Origin of the sequence: Rhodobium gokarnense (assembly GCF_025961475.1) — a bacterium.
In the GTDB taxonomy this organism is placed as follows: domain Bacteria; phylum Pseudomonadota; class Alphaproteobacteria; order Rhizobiales; family Rhodobiaceae; genus Rhodobium; species Rhodobium gokarnense.
Genome location: NZ_JAOQNS010000001.1, coordinates 418488 through 434835, shown reverse-complemented (window position 1 = coordinate 434835; position 16348 = coordinate 418488). Strand labels below are relative to the sequence as shown.

The window sequence follows — 16348 nt, the reverse complement described above, 5'->3', positions numbered from 1 at the left end:
GCGCCGAACGCGCCTCAAAAGCAAATTTTGGGCGAAATTTACCCTGGGGTTGAAACTGCCTGAAAAACAGCCATACGTCGCAACTGTTTGATTTTAAATAATTTTATTGGACAGTTTTTGACGGTATGGTAGACGAATGTCCGTGAAAACCCGAAGCATTGCGCACTTTGCATGGCTGATATGCTAGCCTCAGATCAACTGAAATTCTTCTGCGAAGCACTCGCGAAAGCGGCCTCGGACGAGATTCTTCCGCGCTTTCGGAATTTGTCCCGAGTCGACAACAAGGACGAAACCGCCTTCGATCCGGTGACCGAGGCGGACCGGGCGGCGGAGGCGGCGATGCGCCGGCTGATCGCCGAGCGGTTCCCCGAGGACGGCATCGACGGCGAGGAGCACGGGCTGGAGCGGGGCGATGCGGATGCGGTCTGGATCCTCGATCCGATCGACGGCACCCGCGGCTTCATCGTCGGCCTGCCGACCTGGGGCGTCCTCATCGGGCGCATGGAGGGCGGCCGGCCGCGCATCGGCATGATGCACCAGCCCTTCGTCGGCGAGACCTTCTTCGGCGACTGCGAGACGGCGGTGCTGACGCATGGCGGCACCGAGACGCCGCTGAAGACCCGCCCCTGCCCGGACCTTGCCGATGCCGCGCTGCTCTCCACCGGACCGGATTTCTTCTCCGATGCCGAGCGCCCGGCCTTCGACGCCGTGTCGCGCGCGGCAAAGCTCACCCGCTTCGGCACCGACTGCTACGGCTATTGCGTGCTTGCCGCCGGCCAGGCGGATCTGGTCGTCGAGGCGGGCCTGAAGATCCAGGACATCGCGCCGCTGATCCCGATCGTGGAAGGCGCCGGCGGCGTCGTCACCGACTGGAGTGGTGGACCGGCCGGCTCCGGCGGCCAGGTCGTCGCCTCCGGCGACCCGCGCCTGCACGAGCAGGTGCTGAAGAAGCTGTCGGGCTAACCGATCTCGCCTATCCGGTCGCGGCCTTGGCGACGACCTTCGGCATCTTCGCCTCCCGGTCGGCGTCCGAGCCCGGAATATAGGCGTCGAACACGGCCCAGAACTGGTTCCGGAACACGTCCCGCTCCATCATCAGCTCGTGCTTGGAGCCGGCGACGAAGAGGTGCCCGCCGCCGCGCAGGCACAGCGCCAGCTCCTCCTGGGCCCGCACCGAGACGACCTTGTCACCGCCGGCCGTCAGGATCAGTGTCGGCACGTTGACCGTCGGCGGAAAGTCGGTCCGCTTGAAGAGCGAGACCGTCCGGCACGCGGCGTAGAGCCAGCCGACGGTCGGCGCGCCGAGCGCGAGATCCGGCCGCGCCGCGACCACGGTCTGGGTGCGCCCGTAGCGGTCCGGGTCCGAGGTCAGGAGATTGTCCTCGAACGGGATCTGGTAGATGTCGGTGACCTTGCCGCCGGGCACGAACAGCGTGCCGAGGCCGAGATAGGAAAGCGTGCCGGAAAGCGGGCCGATCAGGGCCGGCGGCAGCGGCAGCGGGCCGAAATCGATAAGCGGCGAGGTCAGCACCATCCGCCGGATGCGCCCGCCGAGCCGGCGCGCGGCGCGCAGGAGAACCGCCCCGCCGGTGGAATGGCCAAGCGCGAAAAAAGGCGGCCGGCAGGAGGCCTCGACCTTTTCGAGGAACGCATCGAGATCGAACTCGTAGTCATAGAAATCGTCCACATGGCCGCGCCGCGGGTTGGAGAGCAGCCGCTGCGAGCCCCCCTGCCCGCGCCAGTCGACGGTCGCGACCTCAAAGCCGCGCGCCTGCAGGTCGTGGATGACCTCGTAATATTTCTCGATGAACTCGGCCCGCCCGTGCAACAGGCAGACCGTGCCGCGATGGCGCGACACCGCACTCGGCCAGCGCGCCCCGCGCAGCGTGATGCCGTCGCGCGTCGTCAGCGTCCAGACCTCGGCACCGGCCGGCACCGGATTGTCGCGGCAATCGTAAAGCATCGTCTTGGCGGGCTCGGGCATGGGCTCTCGGGGCAGGACTGACAGGATTTGGCCGCACCTTACTGCAAAAGCGCGCCGGGGAATACGGCCATGGACCGATGTCCGGGAAACAAGTGACGGCATCCGTTGCGAAATTCGCCGTGCCGCCGTCACCGATCACAGCGGCTGCGCCAGCTCCTCACCCAGCCAATCCAGCAGCGCTCGCGTCTCCGCATGCCCGCCCCGGCGGCTGCCGCGGAAGACGGAGAGTTCGCTCGGGCGTTTGACGACGTCCGCGCAGGGGCGGATCAGCTTGCCCTCGGCGAGCATGCTATCGACGGTGCGCCGCCAGCCGAGGGCGATCCCCTGCCCGGCGACGGCGGCCTGGACAACGAGCGGAAAGCTGTCGAAATGGGTCGGCCGAAGATCGGTGGGAACCGGGGCGCCGATGGCCGCGAACCAGTCGGGCCAGTCCATCCAGTCCTGCGGCACGACCCGGTGCGAGAGCAGTGGGAAGGCTGACAGCTCTTGCGGTGCCAGCGGCAGATCCGCCCCTTCCAGCACCTGCGGCGCACAGACCGGAAAGACCTCGTCGGCGGCCGTGAAGGCGAGCCGCGCCGAGCCGGACGGGCGCCCCGTCGTCTGGATCGCGACGTCGAAGGGCTCGCGCGCCGCCGTCAGCGGCTCCAGCGCGCTGACGACGCGCAGTTCGATGCCGGGATGCCGCTCGTGGAAGAGCGACAGCCGCGGCATCAGCCAGTAGAACGCCTCGCAGAGCTGGCAGTGCAGCACCAGCCCGCCCGGCAGCGATGCGCCGCGCAGATGGGCGGCCTCCGCAGCGATCTCGGCAAGGGCCGCCGTGACGATGCGCCCGAACCGGCGCCCCTCCTCGGTCAGGAACACGGCCCGGTTCCGGCGCTCAAAGAGAACGGTCCCGAGATCGGCTTCCAGGAGGGAAATCTGCTTGCTGACGGCGGTCTGGGTGAGCCCGAGTTCGACCGCCGCCAAGGTGAAGCTTTCCAGCCGCGCGGCCGCCTCGAAAGGCCGAAGGCGCGAGAGCGGCGGCAAAGCTCGACTGAAGTAATCCATGACTTTTTTTCATGCATTGATGACAAGAAGTCATTTTTAACAGCAGATTGAACCTGCTTTCCATACCTGATGGAATGGAAACTGCGCAACGCGCCGGCGGCCGGCCACCCCACCCTCGGCATCCTCTCCATTACTGGGGCGGTGTTTCTGCTGTCGCTGTCGGATGCCCTGGTGAAGCTTGCCGGCGAGCGAATGGGCCTCGGCCAGCTCGTCCTCATCCGCTCCGCCTTTGCCGCGATCCTGATTGCGGGCGCCGTCGCGGCGACATCGAGCCTCCGCCGCATGCGGCCCGTCCGGCCGGGCTGGGTTTTGCTGCGCAGCCTCTGCCTCACAGGCATGTGGCTCTGCTACTACGCCGCCCTTCCCGCCATGTCCTTCGCGCTCGCCGCCGCCTGCTACTACACCGCGCCGATGTGGATGGCGGTGCTGTCGTGGCTCGTCCTGAAGGAACCGCTTGGGTTGCGGCGCTGGAGTGCGGTCGTCATCGGCCTTGCCGGCGTCCTCATCGCCATCAATCCAGGTCTTGGGACCGTCTCGCCGGTCGTCGTCCTGCCGCTTGCCGCCGCCTTCCTCTATGCCCTTGCCGGCATCATCACCTGGAGCCGCTGCCGCGGGGAATCGCCGCTGGCGATGGCGCAAGCCCTCAATCTGACCCTGATGGCCGGCGGCGGCCTCGCGATCCTTGCCCTAGCGCTCATCGACCCGGGACCCGGGGCCGGCTTCGTGCTGGCCGTCTGGCCGCCGCTCGGCCTTGAGGACTGGCTCCTCATGGCCGCCCTCGGCGTCCTCCTTGCGGTCATCACGGTCTCGGTCGCCCTTGCCTACCGGCTCGGCCCGCCGGACATCATCGGCGTCTTCGACAACACTTATCTGCTGTTCGCCGCAGTCTGGGGAGCGCTCATTTTCGCCGATATCCCGAGCCTCCGGGAGGGGCTGGGCATGGCGCTGATCGCCACCGGCGCCCTTTTGGCAAGCCGGGCGCCACCGGGAAAGGACTGCGGAAAAGAAAAAGCCGGTGCCTTGGGCGGGCACCGGCCGAGACCAAACGCCGGCAGGGGCTGATGCGACGTGTGGCCTTTTCTATCCGCCTTTCGGCGGAATTCTGTTGATCAGAGGCGCCCCGTGGGCGCCGCTGCGATGCAGGACGACGCCGGAATAGGCATCGACCATGACGACGACGCGCCTGCCGCGGCGGTTGGTGGCCGCAACCCGCCAGGCCCGGCCGACAAGACGCGGCTCGGAAAAGGCGGAAAACCCACGCCAGCCGAGCTGCACCAGCACCTCGTCGGCGGAAAGCCGCGTGGCGGTAGCCGAGCGCACCGCATCGAGACGGATAGGCCCCGTCCCGGACAGTGCAATGGCCGGGTTGCCGGCTCCGGCAAGGCCGATCACGATTGCGCCGAAAGCGGCGCCAACGGCACTTGCACGAAAAACGCCGGGCCGGGTCATCGGGTTCCCTTCCGGGCCGCTCGGGGCCTCTCTTCATCCGTTGATCGTGACAATGCCGCAAACCGTCTGAACGGAACCGGAAACCGCCGTTCATCTGGCGTTCATATCGGGCGTCGTTCGCGGAAATCCGCGCGCGGCCGCACAGGTCGCCCGGCCGCGCGCGAAACGACGCGCAAAAATCTTGACAGCCATTTTGACGATCACCATTTGAGGATCACGCGGTCGCCACGAAGGGGCCGCGGGCATCCCGTCCCTGCCAGACCGGAGGGGCACATTGAGGATGCAGTGAAGTTAAGTCGCTCAACACTCAGGAGGACTTGAGATGCATCACGTCGACTTTAGCCCGCTTTATCGTTCCACCGTCGGTTTCGATCGGCTGTTTTCCATGCTCGATTCCATGACCGCGGGCGAGAACGGCAACGCCAGCTACCCGCCCTACAACATCGAACGCACCGGCGAGAACGCCTATCGGATCTCGATGGCCGTCGCCGGCTTCTCCGACGCCGATCTGTCGATCGAGGCCAAGGAGAACGTGCTCACGGTGAAGGGCGAAAAGACCGAAGAGTCCGACAAGGGCGAAGTGCTCTATCGCGGCATTGCCTCGCGCGCCTTCGAACGCCGCTTCCAGCTCGCCGATTACGTCCAGGTGAACGGCGCCCAGCTCGAGAACGGCCTCTTGCACATCGACCTGAAGCGCGAGCTTCCCGAGTCGATGAAGCCGCGCAAGATCGCGATCGGCTCCGGTCAGGTGAAGGAACTGGAAGCCAAGACGGTCGACGCCGCCTAACGGCAGCGCCTGTCCTGACTCCAAAGTCCTGAAAACGTCGGCGCCCCGGAGGTCCTCCGGGGCGCTTTTCGTTTGGGATGACAGATGTGGCGCACGCCCGACGCCGTCAGGCATCGCAGGCGCACCAGGTCGCCGGCCTGTGGCTGCCCTCCTCAAGTCGCCCCAACCTCCGCGACGTTGCCGGGCTTGACCCACTACTGTCCGGTTCAGGGCGACTCATGGCCCAAAAACTCACAGAAAAACAGAGTGTTGCCGAGCAATCAGGCGAAGCGGACGCGGACTCGCTCTTTGTCTGAACCTCTCTCATGCGTCATTGCCGGGCTTGACCCGGCAATCCATAAGGCCTTTATTTTCAATCTCTTAGGCTGATATTTGCCGCACGTCATCATGGACCACCGTGTCAAGCACGGTGGTGACGCGGAGGGGGTGGATATGCCGGAGCAGAGCCGCACACGCAGACGGGCACGGGATGAGGACGGCAACGACACCTGGAAGGGAGGCCGCTCTAACAACACCCAGAACCGATGGCGCGCACACTCGACGCCGTCAGGCGTCGCAAGCGCAAATGCGCGCTGGCGCCGTTGCGCCGTCAGCCTGCGTGGCGCCTGAACGCACCAAAATCAATGCGTCCGGAGCCCCGGCGGCTTGCGCTTCCAGGCGTAGCCCTTGCGGGCGAGGTCGCGGCCGAGGACAAACAGCTTCTTCAGCCGTTTCGGATCGAACTCGCCGAGCGTGCCCGTCTTTGTGCCGGCCGGGATGCTCGCCATCCGGTAGGCGACCCCGTCGCGTTGCGCAATCGTGTAGATGCGGTAGAGGTCGGCGACCGCATGGGCCTTCAGGAGCGTCGACAGCGACCGCCGTGCGATGTCGAAGGGTTCGTTCTCGATGGCCGAATATTCCGGCGCCAGCTTGTCGTTGCGGATGATGTAGAGATTGTGCCGCCGTTCCCGGCCGAGCGCCCGGTCGACGTCGCGCATGGAGACCTGGGGCGGCGCAAAGAAGGCCTCGGTCTGGGTGCCGGCATCCACATGCAGCTCCACATAGGAAGCGTTTCCGGCCTTCACCGTGATCGGCACGGCCGGCAGGACGACGGGGATGGAGGCGGCCGCCAAAAGCACGTCGACGAAGAGCTCGCGCCGGTCGGGACGGTTGCTGGCGGCGATCGCGCCGAGGTTCCACATCACCGTGCGCTGGGCATCGAGATTGGTGGTGCCGACAAAGAGCAGGCGTCCGCGGGCATATTCCGCCGCGACCGCATCGAGCAGTTCGTCCGTGACCCGCTTTTCCACGTCCCGGCGCAGCGGATTGTCGTCCGACTGCACCTCGCCGACGATGACCTTCTGGATGTTCTCCTTGGCATAGAAGTCGTAGCCGTCGAAGCCGGCGAACATGCCTTGCAGCTCAGGGTCCTCGGAACTGCCGATGAAGGCGTAGGGCGCAACGAGGGCGCCGATGCTGATGCCGGTGACGATGTCGAATTCCGGCCGCGTGCCGGCCTCCGTCCAGCCGGTGAGGAACCCGGCCCCGAAGGCGCCGTCGCCGCCGCCGCCGGACAGCACCAGATAGTTGGCGATCGCCCGGTTGCGCTTCTGCGCCGCCGCCACATAGAGCTTGCGCCATTCGGCCCGCTCGGAAACCGACAGCCGGTCGTCGGCCCAGTAGCGGATCTTGTCGTCGGCCGCATAGCCGCTGACGGAGGCAATGCCGACGGCGTTTTCCGGCACCGCCGTGCGCTCCGGCAGGCTGGCGCAGCCGGCAAGCAGCGCCGCCGCGGCAAGAAGGCAAAGAACGGGTCCGGAAAGGCGGCTCGGCAACGCTCAAGTTCTCCAGATGGCGGCGGGCAAAGAGGCGCGGGAGGACGCCGTCCGGCCCGACCTACGCAGCTATTAAAGACACCTCCGAGACGAAACGCGACACCTCGTCTTCGGTTGTGCGGAAACTCGTCACCAGCCGGACGAGCTTTTCGCCCGCATTGGGACCGTCCGACCCGGGCGCGGCATGGGACGGCCACTGGTGGACGTCGATGCCGGCGGCAGACAGTTGGCTGAGGGCCTCGTCGGTGAAGATGCCAAAGACCTCGTTCGACTGCGGCCGCCAGGCAAGCCGCGCCGCGGGGGCCGCATCGATGCCCGCCGCAATCCGCGCCGCCATGGCGTTGGCGTGGCGGGCGTTCTCCAGCCAGTGGTCGTCGTCGAAATAGGCAAGGAACTGGGCAGCGACGAACCGGCTCTTGGAAAAGAGGTGCCCGGCGCGCTTGCGCAGGTAGGGAAAATCGCTGCCGCGTGTGGGATCGAAGAAGACGACGGCCTCCGCGCACCAGCAGCCGTTCTTGGTCGCGCCGAAGGACATCACATCGACGCCGGCCTTCCAGGTCATCTCGGCGGGTGTCTGCCCCGTTGCGACGAGCGCATTGGCAAAGCGCGCGCCGTCCATGTGGACGGTCATGCCGCGGCCATGGGCAAGGTCGGCGATCCGGGCGACGTCGGCGGTGTCGTAGACCGTGCCGGCTTCCGTGGCCTGGCTGAGGCTGACGGCGGCGACGCGGCCGTGGTGGACATCGCCGTCCGGCACCTTTGCGAGCGCCTCGGCAAAGCCCTCCGGCGTCAGGAGACCGGCAGGACCGGCGATGGGATTGAGCTTGCCGCCGCCGGAAAAGAACTCCGGGGCGCAGCATTCGTCGACCGCGATATGGGCCTCGGAGTGGCAGAAGACGATGCCGCCGGCCGGCGTTGCGGAGGCGAGCGCCAGCGCGTTGGCGGCCGTGCCGGTGGCGACGAAATAGACCGCGACGTCGCGCTCGAAGATCTCCGAGAATCGCGCGGCGGCGGCCGTCGTCACCTCGTCATTGCCATAGGCCGGGGCCGGTCCGGCGCCTGCCGCGGCAAGCGCCTCGGCGACCTTTTCCGACGCGCCGGCCCAGTTGTCGCTGGCGAAAAACATTACGGCTCTCGTACAAACATGGAAGCCGGAGACATGCCAGCCGCGCCGGCCGTTGGCAAGGTCGGCGAGGCTCCCGGGGCGACGATTTTTGCGGCGGTGCGGCAATTCCGCCATTCGCGCCGCATCCTACCAGGGCTGGGCGGTGGACCGTTCGCGCCGTGCCAGCAAGCCGTCCAGCGACAGCCGTCCACCGCCGCGGAGGACGAGGACGACGAGGACGAACACCCAGAACAGCCGCTGGTCGGCGATCATGCCGTCCGGGAAGCGGTCGAAGGGCAGGCCGATGGTCGCGGCATCGAGCCCGTGCGCGGTGACGTCGACGATGCTCTGGACGACGATGAAGCCGATCATGCCGAGGCTGGCAAGGCGGGTGAAGAGGCCGAGAACGATCAGCACCGGCAGGAAGAATTCCGCATAGGTCCCGGCCCAGACGATAAGGCCATAGGGAAAGAAGGCGATCTGCGAGACGTCGTAGCCGGCGCCTTCGGCGACCTTCGGGACGATCTGCGCATAGGCGCCGACCTGGGGCACGAACATCTCCGGAAAGCCCGAGCCGACCTTGGTGTAGGCGGAGTTGAGGTAATAGAGGAGCAGCGCGGAGGCAAAGACGAGCCGGGCGATGAGCGGCAGGACCGAGGGGCCGAGGGCGCGCTCAAGCGCGGCGAAGGCCCGTTCCTGAAGGGCAACAAGGCGGGCGAGCATGGCAATCACTCCTTGAAATAATCGAGCGCCGTTGCAGCGCCGGTGGTGAGAAGAAGGGAAAGGCTTGCGGCAAGGTCGAAGGCGGGATCGGCCTGAAGGCCGGCGGCAGCGGCCGGCCCGAGCGGTGCGCCGTCCTGAAGCGCGGCGAAAAACGCTGCCGTTGCCGGCGAGACAGCATGCACCGCGACCTCCACCTCCGGCCGCGTCACCAGCGCCCCCTCCCCCTCGGCTGAAAGTTTCAAAGGGCCGTCCGGATCGGCCCCACGATTGGCGCGAAAGAGGCTGACCACCGGATAGCCAGAAACGATGACGCGCGTAGCCGGATGGAAGCGGAAGCGCACGCTGTCGAGCCCCTCCGGCGGCACATCGGCGAGCGCGTTCGGATCGAGCGGTGCCGCGTCGGCCGCATGGAGCGCGTCATAGACGGCCCATTCCAACCGCGCCACATCGGCGAGATAGGCAACGCCTTTGGCTGGGGGAAAGCCTTCCAGGAACATCGGAAAGCCCGCGCCATAGGCGAACATCAACGGCGAGGACGGCGGCGCGGCCCGCACGAAGACGCCGGCGGCGGCGCGGAAGAAGTCCTCGCCGACGATACGCGAGGCGGCCGGAAGGATTGCCGCCAGATGGTCGACGAGACCGGAGACCACATTGTTGCGATGGATGGAAAGGCGCGTCGGCCGCGCCCCGAGGCCGGCTGGCGCCGAGCGGTCCGGGTCAAGCAATGCGGCGGCGAATTCCTGCTCCATCTCAGACCCCGGCAGCGCGTTGCGCGGTCACGACCCCGCCGCCATGGGCCTCGAGCACTGCCGCCGCCCGCGCCGCCTCGGCGGCGAGCACCGGAAACGCCGGCACGTCGTTGTCCCATTCGATCAGCGTCGGCACCGGGCCGGTGCGGTCGAGCACCGCCCCGTAGAGCGCCCAGACGGGATCGGCGACGGCTCGGTCATGGGCGTCGATGAGGACGCGGCTGCCGTCTGCCTCCGTCTCCGTGGCGTGGCCGGCCAAGTGGATCTCGCCGACGGCATCGAGCGGAAACGCCTCCAGATAGGAAAGCGCGTCAAAACCCTGGTTGGCGGCGGAGACATGGACGTTGTTGACGTCGAGCAGCAGCCCGCAGCCCGTGCGCCGGACAAGTTCGGCGAGGAAGTCGGTCTCCGCCCAGGTACTTTGCGAAAACGTCACGTAGCTCGACGGATTTTCCAGCAACATCCGTCGGTTGAGGAACGCCTGGACCTCGTCGATATGGGCTGCGACCCGTTGAAGCGTCGCTGCGTTATATGGAAGCGGCAACAGGTCGTTGAAGAACGTGCCGCCATGGCTCGACCAGGCGAGATGCTCGGAAAACAGTTCCGGCCGGTAGCGGTCATTGAGATCGGCGAGCCGTTGAAGGTGCTCCCGGTCGAGCGGTCCCTCGCCCCCGATCGACAGCCCGACCCCGTGCATGGAGAGGGCAAACCGCTCCCGCACGGCGGAAAGCAGCCGGTGCGGCGGCCCTCCGGCACACATGTAGTTCTCGGCGTGGAACTCGAAGAAGCCAATGTCGTGCGGCGTCTCGAAGATCTCGCGGCCGTGCTGCGGCTTCAGCCCGACCCCGGCCGAGGCCGGGATCGGGTCGCTCTGTCTGCCCCGCACCGCAGGGCCGGCGTCAAATGCCAGGGTCATGCTGCCCCCCAATGCGTGACGGTTCCGGATGGCGGCTTATGCCGGCACGTCGCGCTTGAGCGGCTCAAGGCTGCCCTTGCGGCCCTCGGGCAGTTCGGTGGTCTCGCAGGTGCCCTTCGGCACCAGCTTCCAGGCGTTGCCCTGGTAGTCGACCTTGGAGGTGCCGGCGCAGGAGGTGCCGGCCCCGGCGGCGCAGTCGTTCTCGCCGGCCAGCGAGACGCCGTAGCACTTCACCTGCTCGGCGGCGGACGCCGGCTGGACGACGGCGGCGGCCGAGATGGCCGTGGCAACAGCGCCGGCAAGGATGGCGGCGGAGAAGGTCTTGGGGGATGCGGTCATGGGAGAAAACCTCTGTTCGAGTGTCGAAATGCGGCAAACGGACCGGCGGCAATGCGCCTCGGACCGCTGCCCGACAATGTGGAGAGGCCATCCATCAAGTGGAAATCAAAGCGATGTCAGAGCGGCTTTCGGCCAGTTCACGCGCGCGTGACGACATCGGCACAATAATGGGCGCGGCCACTGGTCGGCTGCGCGTTGTGGAATATCTCACACAGTTAACGTGCTGCCGCATCTTGCTCAACCGCCGGAAATCTGGCAATGTCAGACTTCCGGAATAGGACAGGAATACTGTCCCAGTTACCGCGGCAGGCCCGGTTTTCGCCGTCGAGGAATTGGGAAAACGTCCTGACGCATCGGACCGCCGGAACCCCGCGGATGAGGCAAACGAAGCCGGGGCCCGGTCGGAAAAAGATGCACCGGACGGCATTTATGCCATCGGAGCAGTACTGGCATCCGGTATTGTTCTTCTTCGACAGAGCCGCGGTCATTTGCCGGTCTCGTCGCTCGAGCCGCGCCAGTCTAGGGCGCGACCCGCAGGGGCTGGACCGATCATGCAGCGCGGCCCTGCAGCAAGCGTCGGGGCAGGCTTGTTCGTGTCCCGGCGCCAAGGGGTAAATTCGGTCTCGGCCGGCAGGACGTCTTCGTGAAGAGCGCTGCCGGCCCTTGGATGGTCAGGAAGTGGAGGGGCAGCCATGTCAGGCGCGACGACGGTGCACGGAACGAACACGCCGAAAGTGGCGGATTCGAACGCCAAAACCGCCGCCACCGCTGCGGACACCCGCCGCGCGGCGATGCAAGCCGGTCTCTATGATCCGGCCAAGGAGCACGATGCCTGCGGCGTCGGCTTCGTTGCCGATCTGCATGGCCGCAAGAGCCACGACATCGTCGCCAATGGCCTGAAGATCGTCGTCAACCTGACCCACCGCGGTGCGGTCGGCGCCGACCCGCTGGTCGGCGACGGCGCCGGCATCCTGACCCAGATTCCGCACGCCTTAATGAAGGAGGAGTGCGCCAAGGCCGGCTTCGAGATCCCGGAGCCCGGCCATTACGGCATCGGCTTCTTCTATACCTCCCAGGACCCGGAAGCCTGGGACGCCTGCCGCAAGATCATCGAGGAGGTGATCGAAGAGGAAGGCCAGATCCTGCTCGGCTGGCGCGACGTGCCCGTCGACAATTCGTGCCTGTCGAAGGCCCCGGAGATCCAGGCAACCGAGCCGATTCATCGCCAGCTCTTCGTCGGCCGCAGCCCGGACATCGCCGACGACGACGCCTTCGAGCGCAAGCTCTATGTGCTGCGCAAGTCGTCCTCGAACCGCATGATCGAGGTCCTCGGCCAGGACTACGACCGCGCCTATCCGGTCTCGTTCTCCTGCCGCACCATCGTCTACAAGGGCATGTTCCTCGCCTACCAGCTCGGCGAGTACTACCTGGACCTCACCGACGAGCGCTACGTCTCGGCGCTCGCCCTGGTGCACCAGCGCTTTTCCACCAACACCTTCCCGTCCTGGCGGCTGGCCCATCCCTATCGCATGGTCGCCCACAACGGCGAGATCAACACGCTGCGCGGCAACGTCAACTGGATGGCCGCGCGCCAGGCGAGCGTCGAATCGGAGCTGTTCGGCTCCGATATCGAGAAGCTCTGGCCGATCTCCTATGAGGGCCAGTCCGACACCGCCTGCTTCGACAACGCGCTCGAATTCCTCATCCAGGGCGGCTACTCCATGGCCCATGCGGCGATGATGCTGATCCCGGAAGCCTGGGCCGGCAACCCGCTGATGAACGCCGAGCGCCGCGCCTTCTACGAGTACCACGCCGCGCTGATGGAGCCGTGGGACGGCCCCGCCGCCGTCGCCTTCACGGACGGCCGCCAGATCGGCGCCACGCTGGACCGCAACGGCCTCAGGCCCGCCCGCTACTACGTCACCGAGGACGGCCTCGTGGTCATGGCCTCCGAGATGGGCGTGCTGCCCGTGCCGGAGGAGAAGATCATCGAGAAGTGGCGCCTGCAGCCGGGCAAGATGCTGCTCATCGACCTGGAGGAAGGCCGCATCATCTCCGACGAGGAGATCAAGCGGACGCTGGCCACCCGCCACCCCTACAAGGAGTGGCTCGGCCGCACCCAGATCGTGCTGGAGGACCTTGCCCCGGTCGGTGCCGAGCCGCACCAGACCAACGTGCCGCTGCTCGACCGCCAGCAGGCCTTCGGCTACACCCAGGAGGACATCACCCTTCTGATGGCGCCGATGGCGACCACCGGCCAGGAACCGATCGGCTCCATGGGCACCGACACGCCGATTTCCGCGCTGTCGAACCGCTCAAAGCTGCTCTACACCTATTTCAAGCAGAACTTCGCCCAGGTCACCAACCCGCCGATCGACCCGATCCGCGAGGAGCTGGTGATGAGCCTCGTCTCCTTCATCGGGCCGCGGCCGAACCTCTTCGACCGCAAGGGCCTGTCGAAGCGCAAGCGGCTTGAGGTGCGCCAGCCGATCCTGACCTGCGACGACCTGGAGAAGATCCGCGTCATCGGCGAGATCGCCGACAACCAGTTCCGCACCCAGACGCTGGACATCACCTATGCCGCTGCGGGCGGCGCCGAGGGCATGCGCCCGGCGCTCGACGAACTCTGCCGCCAGGCCGAGCACGCCGTCAACGAAGGCTTCAACATCATCATCCTGTCCGACCGCCTGGTCGGCCCGGACCGCATCGCCATCCCGGCCCTCTTGGCCACCGCCGGCGTCCACCACCACCTGATCCGCAAGGGCCTCAGGACCTCCGTCGGCCTCGTGGTGGAGACGGGCGAGGCCCGCGAAGTGCACCATTTCGCCGTCCTTGCCGGCTACGGCGCGGAGGCGATCAACCCCTACCTCGCCTTCGAGACCCTGATCGACCAGCGCGGCAGCCTGCCGGAAGAGGTCGAACCGGACGAGATCGTCGCCCGCTACATCAAGGCGGTCGACAAGGGCATCCTCAAGGTCATGTCCAAGATGGGCATCTCGACCTACCAGTCCTATTGCGGCGCCCAGATCTTCGACGCCGTCGGCCTGTCGTCGGAATTCGTCAACGAGTTCTTCTTCGGCACGGCGAGCCGCATCGAGGGCGTTGGCCTCAAGGAGGTCGCTGAGGAATCGGTGGCCCGCCATGCCGACGCCTTCGGCAACGCGCCCGTCTACCGCAACGCTCTCGACATCGGCGGCGAATACGCCCAGCGCATGCGCGGCGAGGCCCATGCCTGGGAGGCTCCGGTCGTCGGCGCCCTGCAGCACGCCGTGCGCGGCAATGCCGAAGAGAAGTACAAGGAATTCGCCAAGTCGATCAACGACCAGTCGAAGCGGCTCCTCACCATCCGCGGCATGTTCCGCATCCGGGATGCCGAGGAGGCCGGACGTGAGGCGGTGCCGATCGACGAGGTCGAGCTGGCCGTCGACATCGTCAAGCGCTTCGCCACCGGCGCCATGTCCTACGGCTCGATCAGCCGCGAGGCGCATACCACGCTGGCGATTGCCATGAACCGGATCGGCGGCAAGTCGAACACCGGCGAGGGCGGCGAGGAGCCGGACCGCTTCGTGCCGCTGCCGAACGGCGATTCCATGCGCTCCGCCATCAAGCAGGTCGCCTCCGGCCGCTTCGGCGTGACGACGGAATATCTCGTCAACGCCGACATGATCCAGATCAAGATCGTCCAGGGCGCCAAGCCCGGCGAGGGCGGCCAGCTTCCGGGCCACAAGGTCGACGCGGTGATCGCCAAGGTGCGCCACTCGACCCCGGGTGTCGGCCTGATTTCGCCGCCGCCGCACCACGACATCTATTCGATCGAGGACCTGGCGCAGCTCATCTACGACCTGAAGAACACCAACCCGGACGCCGACATCTCGGTCAAGCTCGGCTCCGAAGTCGGCGTCGGCACCGTCGCCGCCGGCGTCTCCAAGGCGCGCGCCGACCACGTCACCATCGCCGGCTATGAGGGCGGCACCGGCGCATCGCCGCTGACCTCCATCAAGCACGCCGGCAGCCCGTGGGAGATCGGCCTTGCCGAGACCCACCAGACGCTGGTGCTGAATGGCCTTCGCGGCCGCATCTCGGTGCAGGTGGACGGCGGGTTCAGGACCGGCCGCGACGTCGTCGTCGGCGCGTTGCTCGGTGCCGACGAGTTCGGCTTCGCCACCGCGCCGCTGATCGCCGCCGGCTGCATCATGATGCGCAAGTGCCACCTCAACACCTGCCCGGTCGGCATCGCCACCCAGGACCCGATCCTGAGGAAGCGCTTCGTCGGCAAGCCGGAGCACGTGGTCAACTACTTCTTCTTCGTCGCCGAGGAAGTGCGCCAGTTGATGGCCGAGATGGGCTTCCGCCGCTTCGACGAGATGATCGGCCAGATGCAGATGCTCGACCGCGCCGCTGCGATCGACCACTGGAAGGCCAAGGGCCTCGACTTCTCGCGCCTGTTCCACAAGCCACAGGTGCCGGAGACCATCCACATCTTCAAGTCCGAGGAGCAGGACCACCAGATCGACGACGTGCTCGACCGCAAGCTGATCGCGGCGGCCGAACCGGCCCTTGCCGAGGGCAAGCCGGTGCAGATCGACATGCCGATCGCCAGCGTCGACCGCACCACCGGCGCGATGCTGTCGGGCGCGGTCGCCAAACGCTACGGCCACAACGGCCTGCCGGACGACACCATCCACGTCAAGCTGAAGGGCACCGCCGGCCAGAGCTTCGGCGCCTGGGGCGCCCATGGCGTCACCCTGGAGCTGGAAGGCGAGGCCAACGACTATGTCGGCAAGGGCCTCTCCGGCGGACGGCTGATCGTCTATCCGCCGGCCGAGGCACGCCAGATCACGCCGGAGAGCTCGATCATCGTCGGCAACACCGTGCTATATGGTGCCGTCGAGGGCGAATGCTACTTCCGCGGCATCGCCGGCGAGCGCTTCGCGGTCCGCAACTCCGGCGCCATCGCCGTCGTCGAGGGCGCCGGCGACCACTGCTGCGAGTACATGACCGGCGGTGTGGTCGTCGTCATCGGCCAGACCGGGCGCAACTTCGCGGCCGGCATGTCCGGCGGCATCGCCTATGTGCTGGACGAGGACGGCAGCTTCCAGAGCCGCTGCAACATGGCCATGGTCGCCCTTGAGCCGGTGCTGGCCGAGGAGGAGATGCTCTCCTCGCACCTGCACCAGCGCCACGACCTGCAGTCCCACGGCCGTGTCGACATCATGTCCGACATGACCCGCTACGACGCCGAACGGCTGCAGCAGCTCGTCGAGAACCACGTCCGCTACACCAACTCCGCGCGCGGCAGGGAGATCCTCGCCAACTGGAAGGATTACCTGCCGAAGTTCCGCAAGGTGATGCCGGTGGAATATCGCCGCGCCCTTGCCGAGCTGGCCATCCAGCAGGCCGCCGCCAAAGAATGCCCGGTACCTGGGGAGTGATCT

The 16348-nt window shown here is 66.8% G+C and carries 13 protein-coding genes; 4 read left to right on the top strand and 9 right to left on the bottom strand.

From position 1 onward, the window contains the following. Positions 1–171: 171 nt before the first annotated feature. A complete protein-coding gene (gene hisN, locus M2319_RS02015) occupies positions 172–963 on the top strand; it encodes a histidinol-phosphatase (RefSeq protein ID WP_319801758.1) in 792 nt (263 codons plus the stop codon). Between the two features lie 10 nt (positions 964–973). Here hisN and M2319_RS02010 read toward each other — a convergent pair whose 3' ends face one another. Continuing rightward, a complete protein-coding gene (locus M2319_RS02010; RefSeq protein ID WP_264599756.1) occupies positions 974–1984 on the bottom strand; it encodes an alpha/beta hydrolase in 1011 nt (336 codons plus the stop codon). Positions 1985–2119: 135 nt separating this feature from the next. After that, positions 2120–3031, bottom strand: a complete 912-nt coding sequence (locus M2319_RS02005) for a LysR substrate-binding domain-containing protein (RefSeq protein ID WP_264599755.1) — start codon at positions 3029–3031, stop codon at positions 2120–2122. Between the two features lie 69 nt (positions 3032–3100). Here M2319_RS02005 and M2319_RS02000 point away from each other — a divergent pair, with 69 nt between their 5' ends. Next, on the top strand, positions 3101–4093 hold the full coding sequence (locus tag M2319_RS02000; RefSeq protein WP_264599754.1) for a DMT family transporter: 993 nt from the start codon (positions 3101–3103) through the stop codon (positions 4091–4093). 18 nt (positions 4094–4111) lie between these two features. On the opposite strand, the gene M2319_RS01995 is transcribed toward M2319_RS02000, so the two are convergent. Continuing rightward, complete coding sequence (locus M2319_RS01995; RefSeq protein WP_264599753.1) at positions 4112–4423, bottom strand: hypothetical protein; 312 nt, start codon at positions 4421–4423, stop codon at positions 4112–4114. 379 nt (positions 4424–4802) lie between these two features. Between M2319_RS01995 and M2319_RS01990 the strand changes: the two genes are divergently transcribed. Then, positions 4803–5267 (top strand): Hsp20 family protein, encoded by a 465-nt coding sequence (locus M2319_RS01990; RefSeq protein ID WP_264599752.1) that lies wholly within the window; start codon positions 4803–4805, stop codon positions 5265–5267. A gap of 620 nt (positions 5268–5887) precedes the next feature. Here the strand turns inward: M2319_RS01990 and M2319_RS01985 are convergent. The 6 genes from M2319_RS01985 to M2319_RS01960 all read right to left on the bottom strand — a co-directional run bounded on the left by M2319_RS01985 (position 5888) and on the right by M2319_RS01960 (position 10913). Next, the gene (locus tag M2319_RS01985) at positions 5888–7081 is read right to left on the bottom strand and encodes a patatin-like phospholipase family protein (RefSeq protein WP_264599751.1); all 1194 of its coding nucleotides are present in this window, start codon (positions 7079–7081) and stop codon (positions 5888–5890) included. 61 nt (positions 7082–7142) lie between these two features. Then, the gene (locus M2319_RS01980) at positions 7143–8207 is read right to left on the bottom strand and encodes a threonine aldolase family protein (RefSeq protein WP_264599750.1); all 1065 of its coding nucleotides are present in this window, start codon (positions 8205–8207) and stop codon (positions 7143–7145) included. 126 nt (positions 8208–8333) lie between these two features. Continuing rightward, on the bottom strand, positions 8334–8909 hold the full coding sequence (locus M2319_RS01975; RefSeq protein ID WP_264599749.1) for a DoxX family protein: 576 nt from the start codon (positions 8907–8909) through the stop codon (positions 8334–8336). 5 nt (positions 8910–8914) lie between these two features. Further along, complete coding sequence (locus M2319_RS01970; RefSeq protein ID WP_264599748.1) at positions 8915–9658, bottom strand: HvfC/BufC N-terminal domain-containing protein; 744 nt, start codon at positions 9656–9658, stop codon at positions 8915–8917. A gap of 1 nt (position 9659) precedes the next feature. After that, on the bottom strand, positions 9660–10574 hold the full coding sequence (gene bufB / locus M2319_RS01965) for an MNIO family bufferin maturase (protein WP_264599747.1): 915 nt from the start codon (positions 10572–10574) through the stop codon (positions 9660–9662). 36 nt (positions 10575–10610) lie between these two features. Further along, a complete protein-coding gene (locus M2319_RS01960) occupies positions 10611–10913 on the bottom strand; it encodes a BufA1 family periplasmic bufferin-type metallophore (RefSeq protein WP_264599746.1) in 303 nt (100 codons plus the stop codon). Positions 10914–11605: 692 nt separating this feature from the next. Between M2319_RS01960 and gltB the strand changes: the two genes are divergently transcribed. After that, entirely contained in the window at positions 11606–16345 is a 4740-nt protein-coding gene (gene gltB, locus M2319_RS01955; protein ID WP_406682059.1) for a glutamate synthase large subunit, read from the top strand. Positions 16346–16348: the final 3 nt, after the last annotated feature.

Bases quoted from the DNA above. Each gene is read 5' to 3' on its own strand.
- bufB (WP_264599747.1), bottom strand. From the start codon at position 10,574: ATGACCCTGGCATTTGACGCCGGCCCTGCGGTGCGGGGCAGACAGAGC.
- M2319_RS01990 (WP_264599752.1), top strand. From the start codon at position 4,803: ATGCATCACGTCGACTTTAGCCCGCTTTATCGTTCCACCGTCGGTTTC.
- M2319_RS01960 (WP_264599746.1), bottom strand. From the start codon at position 10,913: ATGACCGCATCCCCCAAGACCTTCTCCGCCGCCATCCTTGCCGGCGCT.
- M2319_RS02005 (WP_264599755.1), bottom strand. From the start codon at position 3,031: ATGGATTACTTCAGTCGAGCTTTGCCGCCGCTCTCGCGCCTTCGGCCT.
- hisN (WP_319801758.1), top strand. From the start codon at position 172: ATGGCTGATATGCTAGCCTCAGATCAACTGAAATTCTTCTGCGAAGCA.
- M2319_RS01975 (WP_264599749.1), bottom strand. From the start codon at position 8,909: ATGCTCGCCCGCCTTGTTGCCCTTCAGGAACGGGCCTTCGCCGCGCTT.
- M2319_RS02010 (WP_264599756.1), bottom strand. From the start codon at position 1,984: ATGCCCGAGCCCGCCAAGACGATGCTTTACGATTGCCGCGACAATCCG.
- M2319_RS01980 (WP_264599750.1), bottom strand. From the start codon at position 8,207: ATGTTTTTCGCCAGCGACAACTGGGCCGGCGCGTCGGAAAAGGTCGCC.
- M2319_RS02000 (WP_264599754.1), top strand. From the start codon at position 3,101: ATGGAATGGAAACTGCGCAACGCGCCGGCGGCCGGCCACCCCACCCTC.
- M2319_RS01970 (WP_264599748.1), bottom strand. From the start codon at position 9,658: ATGGAGCAGGAATTCGCCGCCGCATTGCTTGACCCGGACCGCTCGGCG.
- gltB (WP_406682059.1), top strand. From the start codon at position 11,606: ATGTCAGGCGCGACGACGGTGCACGGAACGAACACGCCGAAAGTGGCG.